General features: G+C 39.2%; 10 protein-coding genes. 9 read left to right on the forward strand and 1 reads right to left on the reverse strand.

Annotation, left to right across the window (positions count from 1 at the left end; translation table 11 throughout):
- Positions 1-116: 116 nt before the first annotated feature.
- Positions 117-1538, forward strand: a complete 1422-nt coding sequence (glnA, locus tag IQ236_RS02960; protein ID WP_190517545.1) for a type I glutamate--ammonia ligase — start codon at positions 117-119, stop codon at positions 1536-1538.
- Positions 1539-1661: 123 nt separating this feature from the next.
- Here the strand turns inward: glnA and IQ236_RS02965 are convergent, their stop codons facing one another.
- The gene (locus IQ236_RS02965; RefSeq protein ID WP_193867893.1) at positions 1662-3056 is read right to left on the reverse strand and encodes an AAA-like domain-containing protein; all 1395 of its coding nucleotides are present in this window, start codon (positions 3054-3056) and stop codon (positions 1662-1664) included.
- A 621-nt stretch (positions 3057-3677) separates the two neighbouring features.
- Here IQ236_RS02965 and IQ236_RS02970 point away from each other — a divergent pair.
- The 8 genes from IQ236_RS02970 to atpE all read left to right on the forward strand — a co-directional run bounded on the left by IQ236_RS02970 (position 3678) and on the right by atpE (position 13067).
- The gene (locus tag IQ236_RS02970; RefSeq protein WP_193867894.1) at positions 3678-5468 is read left to right on the forward strand and encodes an EAL domain-containing response regulator; all 1791 of its coding nucleotides are present in this window, start codon (positions 3678-3680) and stop codon (positions 5466-5468) included.
- Between the two features lie 116 nt (positions 5469-5584).
- On the forward strand, positions 5585-6892 hold the full coding sequence (locus IQ236_RS02975) for a sensor histidine kinase (protein WP_193867895.1): 1308 nt from the start codon (positions 5585-5587) through the stop codon (positions 6890-6892).
- A gap of 51 nt (positions 6893-6943) precedes the next feature.
- Positions 6944-8419, forward strand: a complete 1476-nt coding sequence (gene glcD / locus IQ236_RS02980) for a glycolate oxidase subunit GlcD (protein WP_193867896.1) — start codon at positions 6944-6946, stop codon at positions 8417-8419.
- A 107-nt stretch (positions 8420-8526) separates the two neighbouring features.
- Positions 8527-9111, forward strand: coding sequence for a Uma2 family endonuclease (locus IQ236_RS02985; RefSeq protein ID WP_193867897.1), 585 nt, complete (start codon positions 8527-8529; stop codon positions 9109-9111).
- A gap of 170 nt (positions 9112-9281) precedes the next feature.
- A complete protein-coding gene (gene proS, locus IQ236_RS02990; RefSeq protein WP_193867898.1) occupies positions 9282-11096 on the forward strand; it encodes a proline--tRNA ligase in 1815 nt (604 codons plus the stop codon).
- Positions 11097-11322: 226 nt separating this feature from the next.
- Entirely contained in the window at positions 11323-11739 is a 417-nt protein-coding gene (locus IQ236_RS02995; protein WP_228041393.1) for an ATP synthase subunit I, read from the forward strand.
- A gap of 54 nt (positions 11740-11793) precedes the next feature.
- On the forward strand, positions 11794-12552 hold the full coding sequence (gene atpB / locus IQ236_RS03000) for a F0F1 ATP synthase subunit A (RefSeq protein ID WP_072717043.1): 759 nt from the start codon (positions 11794-11796) through the stop codon (positions 12550-12552).
- 269 nt (positions 12553-12821) lie between these two features.
- Positions 12822-13067 carry an ATP synthase F0 subunit C gene (gene atpE / locus IQ236_RS03005; protein ID WP_026786419.1) on the forward strand — a complete coding sequence of 82 codons (246 nt, stop codon included), beginning with the start codon at positions 12822-12824 and terminating at the stop codon, positions 13065-13067.
- Positions 13068-13073 lie beyond the last annotated feature (6 nt).

The raw sequence follows: 13073 nt of genomic DNA on the forward strand, positions 1-13073 counted from the left end.
GTAGCACTCAATACAAAACTTAATCAATCTGAGTCACTATGATCAGCCAGTCGCTTTGTCAGACTAACTGCCAAGCCCTTCAGAGATAATCAAGATTTTTGAGGAGATATTCATTCATGCCTGAGACTGCCCAAGAGGTCTTATCGATGATCGAAGACCAAGGGATTCAAATGATTGACCTGAAATTCGTGGATATGCTAGGAACCTGGCAACATCTAACGGTACACAACAGCCAAATCGATGAATCCTCCTTTACAGATGGTGTACCGTTTGATGGTTCCAGCATCCGAGGTTGGAAAGCCATTAATGAATCCGATATGTCAATGGTGTTAGATCCCAAAACAGCTTGGATCGATCCCTTCATGGCAGAACCGACTCTCAGCATCATTTGTAGTATTCAAGAGCCCCGCACCGGAGAACCCTACAGTCGTTGTCCCCGTGTGATTGCCCAAAAAGCCGTTGATTATTTAATTTCGACGGGAATTGGGGATACGGCGTTCTTTGGCCCGGAAGCGGAATTTTTCATTTTTGATGATGTTCGTTACGACCAAACCCAACATTGTGGGTATTACTATGTCGATTCTGTTGAAGGTCGTTGGAACTCAGGAAGGGAAGAACCCGGTGGAAACTTAGCCTACAAACCGGGCTACAAGGAAGGGTATTTCCCCGTTGCGCCCACGGATACTTTCCAAGATATCCGTACTGAAATGTTGTTAACAATGGCCAAATGTGGTGTTCCCATTGAAAAACATCACCATGAAGTGGCCACAGGTGGACAGTGCGAACTGGGTTTCAAATTCGGAACCTTGATTGAAGCCGCCGATAACTTGATGATCTACAAATATGTGATCAAAAATGTCGGTAAAAAATACGGCAGAACCATCACCTTCATGCCCAAACCGATTTTTGCAGATAACGGTTCTGGGATGCACACTCACCAATCCATATGGAAAGATGGTCAACCGTTGTTTGCTGGGGATAAATATGCGGGCTTCAGCGACATGGGGCTATGGTATATCGGCGGTATTCTCAAACACGCTCCGGCGTTGTTGGCCTTAACCAACCCCAGCACCAATTCCTACAAACGCTTAGTTCCTGGATATGAAGCTCCGGTGAACTTGGCTTATTCCCAAGGTAACCGTTCGGCTTCGGTGCGGATTCCTCTGGCTGGAAACAACCCCAAAGCCAAGCGTTTAGAGTTCCGGTGTCCTGATGCGACGGCTAACCCCTATATGGCGTTTGCAGCGATGCTCTGTGCTGGAATCGATGGGATTAAGAACCAAATCGATCCCGGTGAACCCTTGGATGTGGATATCTACGATCTCAGTCCTGAAGAATTGCGGAAAATTCCTTCAACCCCTGGTTCTCTGGAATTAGCGTTGGAAGCTTTAGAGCAAGATCACGCCTTTTTAACAGAACCGGGTGTGTTCACCGAAGACTTTATTGCTAACTGGATTTCCTACAAACTCGATAACGAAGTTAACCCCACTCGGTTACGTCCGACTCCCTACGAGTTTGCCCTTTATTACGACTGTTAATTGTTTTGAACTCGTTTGAGTTTTTTATAGCCACCCTAGGGGTGGCTTTTTATATTAGAGTAGGGAATTATGAATTACGAATTACGAATTACGAATTATGAATTGGGAATTGGGAATTGGGAACTACTGTAATTCTTCTTGGAAATAACGGCGATAGAGTTCACAACTGGGTTCAAGGTGATCACCATTAAATGTAATTAAACCCATACTGTCTAATTTATACGCTAAAGTCGAGTCAATTTTACCTGAACCTCCGGTCTGAATCACCTGTTGAAAAGCGGCTTTCAGTTGAGGATATTGATTCAAAGAAAACAACAGACGACGCAAATGATTTTTATAAATTCCCGCGTTTGTGGGGGCTTGTTCTAGGAGTTCTTGCAGTTGGGCTTTGGGTGTTAAAGGGCACTCCAGTCCTAGTTGGGATACGGATGTATAAATATTACAAAATGCTGCACTCGATACAGAGACTAGATGATACATCGCTAACTGGACTAAATACGGATGTCCTCCCACCATTGCCATTAACTGTTGAATCTCTGAATCACTGGCCCAGTCTAATTGATAACATTCTGCTAGTTCTTTAATTTGTTCGTGAGTCAAGTAAGGTAAGCTTAAGGGTAATCCAATATTAAAGGGAGACTGATTTAAGTTAAGGGGTACATAAATTTCTGTGGAATAGGCAACAATTAAGCGAAGTTTTTGCCAGATTTCTATTTTACGCGCTTCTTCATACCAAACTCGCAACATCGGAAAAAATTCTTTAGCCAGTTCAGGATATTCAAAAATTCGATTAACTTCATTTAATACCAATACAATCGGTTCTTGAATTCGTTCGAGAATATAATTTTGAAAATAAATAGTACAACTAACTTTACTCCCAATATCTTCATCCCAATAATTTTCTAATTGGGATTCTAAATCTAAAGCGTGACCCACATTGGCAGAAAACCAACGCAAGAATTTATTTAAGTCGATAAATAAACTTTCTTCTGCCTGATTAAAATCTAAAGTAACACTTCGATAATTCAGTTCATTTGCATAAGCTATTATTCTTAATAATAATGAGCTTTTTCCCATTTTTTGAGGAGCTTTAATCCGCAATACAGAACCCGGTTCCATAATTTCTGTAAAAGCGAGTTCTTCAATAGGAGGACGGGAAATATAGAAGCGAGAGCTTAAGGATAAAGGGCCGTCAGGAAATTCTAGGGGGATTTTGCGGTTGAGGCTGGGTTGGGAAGACGTTTGCCAGATTAATTGCTGTTGAGCGAGGGTGAGTTCACGGGATTCTAGTATTTTGCGAAAGTTGCTTTTATTGATAGACTCATTCAAAACCTGACTCAGTAAAATCCACAAGTCTGCTGCAACTTTTCTAACTCGTTCAGGGCCATAGTAAGCTTCCTGAGCAATGATAGTGTAGGTTTTACCTTCCCATGCTTGTCGCAAAATGAGCTCTTGAAGTCGGGTCAAGGGCTTAGGAAGCATGGCGTTCAAGACTAGAATCACATCGTCGATTGTCATTGAGTAAATATGGGAAGAAACTGGCAGACTTTACTTTAAAGCCTTATTTTAAGTATAAAGGAATACAGGCTTTGGGAGGATGAGGAGTAATTTTTTTATTGCCTTGGGTCTTAAACTATTAATCTTTTAACAAAAAATAGTAAAAGCTGATATTACATATTGACAGAACTTAGGAGATAGGATGGATAAATTATATCAAAAATAACAGTTAATGTAAATGTAGTAAATTGTTAAAGTGGAGATTTGTACCTTAATCTATGGGAGAAAGGATTTTTATCCATCCCAATCTTCCCGAATCAAGTTTAAAATTGAAATCAGACTTGTCCGACTCCCACTGATTCAGGTTAAGTTATATGATCAGCTTAACCCTTAATATTAAAATTTTGATTATCCTTATTTTAATATTTTATTATTTTTCAGCTATTTCTCAATCCAGAAAATTGATTAAGATCAATATAATCATAAGTCTTTGGGTGATGAATGTTGGGAGGGGATGCCTGAATTTGCCAAATAAAAAACAGCCATTAGAAAGATTGTAAATCGGGAATCAAAATGCTATAGAGCTATTATATCTCCGTTTAAATTGTCCTTTATAAAGCTCATTTTAGTAATCTATCCTTTATGAAGAATGTCTTAAGTTCAGGTGAAAATCAAAAGATTCTAGTGGTAGATGATACCCTAGACAACTTAATTTTTTTATCTTCAATTTTAGAAAGTAAAGGATACTGTGTTTACATCGCCAATGATGGGCCAAGTGCTATTTCCATCGCGATGAATCATTCCCTTGATTTGATTTTACTTGACATTATGATGTCGCCGATGAATGGTTATGAAGTGTGTAATTATTTAAAATCCCATGCACCCACCTCTAATATACCCATTATTTTCATGAGTGGATTATCTCATGTGGATGATAAAATTAAAGCTTTTCAAATGGGAGGGGTAGACTTTATTACTAAACCCTTTCAATATCAAGAAGTCATCGTCCGAGTTGAGCATCATTTAGAATTAAATCAAATTCAAAATCAACTGATTCACCTGAATTTACAACTAGAAGAACGGGTAAAACAAAGAACATTACAGCTTGAACAAGCCAATAATCAACTGTTAAAAATTGTTCTTCATGATCCTTTAACTGGGTTATGGAACCGAGGCGCGTTTATGGAACAATTAAAACAAGGCTTTCAACACAGTCAAGAGTCCCCAGATCAGCAGTATGCTATTTTATGTATAGACTGCGATCGCTTCAAAGTAATCAATGATTCTTTAGGTCATTTTGCCGGGGATGAGTTGTTGATTGCGATCGCAGAACGATTACAAAGTTTTATTGATCCACCGGACTTAATTGCCCGTTTAGGAGGAGATGAATTTGTAATTTTATTAAATCCGCTCAACTCCCGTAATCCGCAACAAATTGCCCGCCAAATTTTAGACTCATTTTCCCATTCTTTTACCCTAGGAATTAGGAATATTTTTATTAATTTAAGTATAGGGATTGCTATTTCTAATACCCGCTATCAAAAACCCGAAGATTTATTGCGAGATGCGGATACAGCCCTTTATCAAGCGAAAGCATTAGGAAAAGGTCGATATCAACTTTTTGAGCCAGAAATGTATCAAGCAGTTCTGCAACGCTTACAATTAGAAACCGACCTCAGAAAAGCTCTTACGAATCAAGAATTTAGCGTCCACTATCAACCGATTATTTCCTTAGATTCAGGAATTATTATTGGGTTTGAAGCCTTAGTGCGTTGGTATCATCCAACCCAAGGTTTAATATCTCCGGGTTTATTTATTCCCATTGCTGAAGAAACGGGTTTAATTTCTCGTCTGGGGGAATGGGTATTACGAGAATCTTGTCATCAAATTTCCACTTGGAAAAAACACAAATTAACAGATTATCCCTTAACCGTGAGTGTGAATTTATCGGCTTTACAATTTGCTCAACAAAATTTAATTCAACAAATTGATCAGATTTTAGAGGAAAGCCAACTTGAACCTCAATATTTAAACCTAGAAATTACAGAAAGTGCGATTTTAGATCACCCTGAAAATGCTTCCGAGATATTAAAACAGTTAAAACAACGACGAATCAATTTAAGTATCGACGATTTTGGGACAGGTTATTCATCCCTGAGTTATCTTCATTCTTTTCCCGTCAATATTCTCAAAATTGATCGGTCTTTTATTAGCCCTATTGACGATAATCCTCAAAATTTGGGCTTAGTTCCTGTCATTATTAGTTTAGTCAAAACCTTGGGAATGAAAGTGATTGCAGAAGGCATAGAAACTGCACAACAATTGGCTCAATTACGAAAATTGAACTGTAATGCAGGTCAGGGATATTTTTTTTCTAAACCTGTTAATAGTAAAATAGCCACTAATTTGATTCAATCTTGCCCACACTGGTAAAAAAATTAGTATAATTAACCCAATGTGCTTTTTAACATTCCGTGATGTTCCTAACCCATGAGGATCGGTTCTACTTCACTTTTTATTAGAATAGAAATGGCTGATTATTTCTAATTATGAACCATACTTTAAACAATCAACCCAAAGCCGATATTCTTGTTGTTGATGATACTCCTGCTAATTTGCGGTTTTTATCCCAAATGTTGGTAGACCAAGGATATAATGTTCGTAAAGCGATTAACGGTCAAATGGCTTTAACCGCCGTCAAAACCATCATCCCCGATTTGATTTTATTAGATATTAATTTACCGGAAATGAATGGTTATCAAGTCTGTGAACAACTCAAAAAAGATGAACGTACCCAAAATATTCCGATCATTTTCCTCAGTGCTTTAGATGATATTTTAGATAAAGTCAAAGCGTTTCAAGTTGGAGGTGTAGACTACATTACTAAACCCTTCCAATTTGAAGAAGTTTTAATTCGGATTCAAAATCAACTGACAATTCAACAGTTACAAAGTCAACTGAAACAACAAAATTCTCAACTTCAATTAACCGTCAAAGAATTAAAATCCACTCAAGCTCAACTGATTCAAAAGGAAAAAATGGTGAGTTTAGGGCAGCTTGTGGCTGGAATTGCTCATGAAATTAATAATCCCATTAGTTTTATTTCAGGAAATTTAGTTCCGACTCAAGAATATATTCAAGATTTATTAAAATTAATTTATTTATATCAAAACGAATATCCTCAACCGAGTATAGCCATCCAATCTTTTTTACAAGAATGTGATTTAGAGTTTATGATTAATGATCTCCAAAATATTTTGGGATCGATGCAAAGAGGAACAGAACGAATTAGAAGAATTATCCTCGCCTTAAGAATTTTTTCTCGGTTGGGAGAATCGGATATTAAGCCCGTAGATTTACATCAAGGACTAGATAGTACATTATTACTTCTCCAATATCGGCTGCGTGCTGAGGGACAACGGGCTGAAATTGAAATTATTAAATCCTATGATAATTTACCCCGTGTTACCTGTTACGCCAGCCAAATTAATCAAGTTTTTTTAAACTTATTAACAAATTCTATTGATGCTTTGGAATTAGGAGTAGGAGCAAAAACCTCACCCAATCTGTCCCCTACAATTTGGATTATCACAGAATCTATTAATCCTAATGAAGTCAGAATTCGGATTAAAGATAACGGTGTAGGAATGTCAGAGGAAGTCAAATCTCAATTATTTAATCCCTTTTTTACAACAAAACCTGTCGGTCAAGGAATTGGCTTAGGCTTAACGACCTGCTATGAAATTATTGTCCAAAAACATCAAGGAAAACTCAGTTTTAACTCTAGCCAAGAAGAAGGATGTGAATTCATCATTGATTTACCCACTCAAATGAAAGATATGGGGGTTAATAATTAGGATCAAAGCGATATAATATAAAAATCCTAAGTTCTTCTCATCGTTATTCCTATGCTGGCTCAAAAATCACAACCAACCCGAAACTGGAAACCCCTAATTCAACAATTTATAACAATTGTTGGTCAAAAAGGGGTGATTCAACGCCGTGAAGAATTACTGGTTTATGAATGTGATGGACTGACCAGCTATCGTCAACGTCCCGCTTTAGTGGTACTTCCTAAAACCACAGAAGAAATAGCAGAAGTTATTAAAATTTGCGATAAAAATTCAATTCCTTGGGTTGCTAGAGGTGCAGGAACAGGACTTTCTGGCGGTGCTTTACCCGTCGAAGATTGTGTGTTAATTGTCACCGCTTTAATGCGAAAAATCCTGAAGATTGACTTAGAAAATCAACAAGTTGTGGTACAACCCGGCGTTATTAATAATTGGGTGACACAAGCGGTTAGTGGGGCTGGATTTTATTATGCGCCAGACCCTTCTAGCCAAATTATTTGTTCTATTGGGGGAAATGTTGCCGAAAATTCGGGTGGGGTTCATTGTTTAAAATATGGGGTTACAACTAATCATATTCTAGGTTTAAAAATTGTCACTCCCGATGGCTCTATTGTCGATATTGGTGGCGATATTCCTGAAATGCCGGGATATGATTTAACAGGATTATTTGTCGGTTCAGAAGGGACATTAGGCATCGCTACGGAAATCACTTTAAGAATTCTCAAAGCACCAGAATCAATTTGTGTTTTATTAGCCGATTTTATCAATTTAGAAGCGGCGGGATCTGCGGTTTCTGATATTATCAGTTCGGGGATTATTCCAGGGGGAATGGAAATTATGGATAATCTCAGTATTAATGCGGTTGAAGACGTGGTAAAAATTGGTTTATATCCCCGTGATGCAGGGTCAATTTTACTGGTAGAATTAGATGGGTTACAAGTGGAAGTGGATACGAATAAACAACGAGTTGCGGAAATTTGTAAAAACAATGGGGCGAGAAATATTACTACAGCTAGTAACGCCGAAGATCGGTTAAAAATTTGGAAAGGACGCAAAGCCGCATTCGCAGCCGCAGGTCATGTCAGTCCTGATTATTATGTTCAAGATGGGGTAATTCCTCGGACAAAAATGGCTTATGTCTTAAAAGAAATTGAAGGGTTAAGTAAAAAATATGGTTATCCCATTGCTAACGTGTTTCATGCGGGAGATGGCAACTTACATCCTTTAATTTTATATGATAACTCCGTTCCAGGCGCGTTAGAAATTGTTGAAGAAATTGGCGGAGAAATTCTAAAAATCTGCGTTGAAGTAGGCGGAAGTTTATCCGGTGAACATGGTATTGGTGCGGACAAAAAATGTTATATGCCGCAAATGTTCAACGATATTGATTTAGAAACTATGCAATGGGTGAGAGCGGTTTTTAACCCCAAAGGTTTAGCAAACCCTGGTAAAATGTTACCCACTCCTCGCACCTGCGGAGAATCTGCTAAACTGCAAAATATTAAACAGTTTGAAGGGGCAGAAGTCTTTTAATTAATCCTTGTACCTAGAGGGTTTGGAAACCAAACCCCTACAATCAAATATGACAACCGATTGAGAATTGCTATAATAGACTGAAAATTATTATTGATATTTAAGATATGGCGATCGCAACTGTTAAAAAATTCACCATCCAAGACTATCACCGTCTAACTCAATTAGGCTTTTTCCAAGAAGATGATAGAGTAGAATTGATTCGCGGAGAACTGATTTATATGGCTGCAAAAGGAACTCCCCACTCGGTTTGCGAGACTCGCTTAGAACGGGAACTTTATAAACTCATTGGAGAACGGGCAACCTTAAGAGGACAACAACCGATTATTTTATCATCTCATAGTGAACCTGAACCGGATCGAGTGATTGTTAAAAATCGAGCAGATGACTATTTAAGTTCTCATCCTCACCCGGAAGATATTTTACTATTAATTGAAATTGCTGATTCCTCTTTAGATTATGATCAAACAACCAAGCTATCGGTTTATGCTGAAAATAATATTAGCGATTATTGGATTTTTAATTTAGTCGATTTGTGTTTAGAATGTTATCGGGAACCGTATCAAAAATTACAAGGAGAGTTTGGCTATCGGAATAAATCAATTTATTTACCTAACGAGTCTATAACTTTACCTTGTTTTCCCGATTTAACCTTAGATTTAACTCAAGTATTTCCTCCTAAAATTAATTAATTTGGTTATATTTAAAAATAGTTAAATAAAAAAATAACGATTTAAACTTAAATCAGATGATGGGCGAGGAGACCTCGCCCCTACGGGGATTGATCTTTATTTTTTAGAGTGAAATTGAACACAATTCTGCAATAATAATAAATTAGTCTTTAATTTCAGGAAACCAAACGATGCGACTGTCTCAAATGCTATTTGTCACCCTGCGGGAAGATCCCAAAGAAGCAGAAATTCCCAGTCATAAACTATTAGTCCGGGCGGGATATATCCGACGCATCGGAAGTGGAATTTATGCTTATCTTCCTTTGATGTGGCGGGTTTTGCAAAAAGTCTCTCAAATTGTTCGAGAAGAAATGAACGCCACCGGAGCCCAAGAATGTCTGCTTCCTCAAGTCCAACCTTCAGAACTCTGGCGGGAGTCGGGACGCTGGGATACCTATACTAAAGCCGAGGGAATTATGTTTTCCCTGACTGACCGTCGTAAACGGGAATTAGCATTAGGGCCAACCCATGAGGAAGTGATCACCACTATTGCGAAAGATATGATCCGTTCCCATCAACAATTACCCTTACATTTATATCAAATTCAAACGAAATTTAGAGATGAAATTCGCCCTCGGTTTGGGTTAATGCGGGGACGAGAATTTATTATGAAAGATGGTTATTCTTTCCATAGCGATGAGGAAAGTTTGAAGAAAACCTATCGAGATATGGATCAAGCTTATCGCAATATGTTGCGTCGTTGTGGGTTACAATATCGGGCGGTAGAAGCTGATTCTGGAGCTATTGGCGGAAGTGGTTCCCAAGAATTTATGGTCTTAGCAGAAGCGGGAGAAGATGAAGTTCTCTATACTGAAGATGGCAAATATGCAGCTAATACAGAAAAAGCTGTATCTCTTCCGGTTGATGCTGAACTGTCTAGTTTTACTGAATATAAAAAGGTAGAAACCCCGAATACAAATACCATTGAAACTTTAGCCAATTTCTTGAAATGTTCTGCGACCCAAATTGTTAAAAATGTTCTGTATCAAGTCGTTTATGATAATGGCACAACGGTTTTAGTTTTAGTCAGTATTCGAGGAGATCAGGAAGTTAATGATGTTAAATTGCAAAATGAATTAACAAAATTAGCTCCTGAATTTGGCGCAAAAACGATATTATCGTTAACGGTTCCTGATGAAGAAGCGCAACAAAAATGGGCAGCAAAACCGTTACCGTTAGGTTATATGTCTCCGAATTTAGAAGATAGTTATATTACTCCCCAAACGAAGGACGGGGTTTACTCAAAATTCCTGCGAATGGTCGATCAAACTGCTGTTGAATTAAATAATTTTGTCACGGGTGCGGATGAATCAGGATATCATGTTGTTGGGGCAAATTGGGGTAAAGAATTTACCTTACCTCAACGTATTGTTGATATTAGAAAAGCGAAAAAAGGCGATCGCGCGGTACATGATCCTAGCCAAATTTTAGACAGTGCTAGAGGAATTGAAGTCGGTCATATTTTCCAATTGGGAATTAAATATTCTCAAGCCATGGGGGCAACTTTCACCAATGAACAGGGAGAAGAATTACCCTTAGTCATGGGATGTTATGGGGTGGGGGTGTCTCGGTTAGCCCAATCGGCCGTTGAACAATCCTATGATAAAGATGGGATAATTTGGCCTGTGGCGATCGCACCTTATCAAGTAATTATTGCCATTCCTAATATTACCGATGGTCAACAGGTGGAAATAGCCGAAAAATTGTATACAGAATTAAAGCAAGCGGGAATTGAAACGTTATTAGATGATCGAGATGAACGAGCCGGGGTAAAATTCAAAGATGCAGATCTGATTGGGATTCCCTATCGCATTGTAACGGGACGTTCGATTAAATCGGGTAAGGTGGAATGGGTAGAACGAGCGACTCACAACTCCCAAGAAATCGCCATTGAGGACGTTGTTACTACCCTTAAACAGAAGATTCAAGACGCATTGGGGAATTAAGTTTTTGGGGGTGCGTGCGCGGGGCTTACGCACCCTACTTGATCATCTACTGCCCTATTAAATTTCTTTTAAGTTCTGTCACCACAACATGATATGATTCATTGTGGCTTACAGAGCGTGTTATGCGCCTGTGCGTGAACTTGGGGAAAGTTAGAACTGCCCGCTTTTCGGAGCGGATCAATCAGTTGTGACTGAACTCAAAATAGGTGAACTTGTCCAAGTAACTATGACAAACGCAGAGGAAACAGTCGAATCCGGGTCTAAGCTTGCTGTAGAACCCGACCCTTCCATGCTGGAGTATTATCAGTTGCAACGTCAGTTACTGCTGATGACACTCGCGGCGACGGGGGTAATTTTTGTTACGGTTTGCTGTTTTTATTCCCTGGAAGTTGCTTGCAACTATTTAATCGGGGCGAGCGTGGGCATAGTCTACTTGCGAATGCTCGGCCAGGATGTGGAAAAACTGGGTAGAGAGAAGAAAAAACTAGGCTCAAATCGGATTTTAATCCTAGCGGGTTTTATGATTTTAGCCACTCGATGGCATCAACTCCAGATTTTACCGATTTTCTTAGGATTTCTCACCTACAAAGTCGCCCTCCTGTCCTATGTTCTGATGACAACGTTCACCTTGAAGCCGAAGTAGGTCACGTGGTTTTCGGAATCCTCCAGTCCTCAATCTGTAGAGGAAGCCTCTTGAATGGAAATGCTGACTGTTTTAAACATCTTCAATCCTCTTCCCCTTGCTAGTTTGGAAGTTGGCCAGCACCTCTATTGGGAAGTCGGCGGTTTAAAATTGCATGGTCAGATTTTTCTGACCTCGTGGTTTGTAATCGGTTTGCTGATTCTTGTCTCAGTGTTAGCCAGCAGCAACGTGCAGCGAATTCCCAATGGGATGCAGAATTTTATGGAGTACGCCCTAGAATTCATTCGCAACCTTGCTAAAGACCAAATCGGGGAAAAAGAATATCGTCCTTGGGTTCCCTTCATTGGAACACTGTTCTTATTCATCTTTGCCTCTAACTGGTCAGGTGCCTTAATTCCTTGGAAGCTGATCGAACTGCCTTCAGGGGAATTAGCAGCGCCCACCAGCGATATCAATACGACAGTGGCCTTAGCCCTGTTAACGTCCTTAGCGTATTTCTACGCCGGAATCAGTAAAAAAGGCTTTGTCGGTTATTTTGCTGATTACGCTCAACCCCTGGCGTTTCTCGCTATATTTCGGGTGATTGAAGATTTTACCAAACCCCTCTCACTGAGTTTCCGTTTGTTTGGTAACATTTTGGCGGATGAACTGGTGGTGGCCGTGTTGGTATTCCTGGTGCCTCTGTTTATTCCTCTGCCCCTGATGGTTTTAGGTTTATTCTTGAGTGCCATTCAAGCGCTAATTTTTGCGACGCTGGCAGCGAACTATATTGGTGAAGCCTTAGAAGGACATGGTGCGGAACATCACGACTAAGAAAAGTAACAAATCCTTGAAGATTTCTTTTCTTAAGATCTTGATTTTTCCAAAATGTGCTGTTGGGTTAAACTAGATCCCCTTTATTGGTAAAATAACGTTTTGGGGACTCCAATCCATTAAACGAATCTGGCATTGATAACGGGACAAAGAAGAAAATTGTTTTCTTCAAATCTCCTAGTTTTATAAATGCTGATAGGGATTGAATTCACATTTTGTCTAATTGATTGTTTGTTAACTGTTTTGTATTTAGAAGGAAGAAAATCATCATGAATCCACTGATTGCTGCTGCTTCCGTTGTTGCTGCTGCTTTAGCTATTGGTTTAGGCGCGATCGGCCCTGGAATTGGTCAAGGGATTGCTGCTGGTCAAGCAGTGGAAGGGATTGCCCGTCAACCCGAAGCAGAAGGTAAAATTCGTGGGACTTTACTGTTAAGTTTGGCCTTCATGGAAGCACTGACGATTTACGGTCTGGTCGTTTCTCTGGTACTGCTGTTTGCTAACCCCTTCGCCTAAACAGTA

It is taken from the genome of Planktothrix mougeotii LEGE 06226 (genome assembly GCF_015207485.1).
Taxonomy (GTDB): Bacteria; Cyanobacteriota; Cyanobacteriia; order Cyanobacteriales; family Microcoleaceae; genus Planktothrix.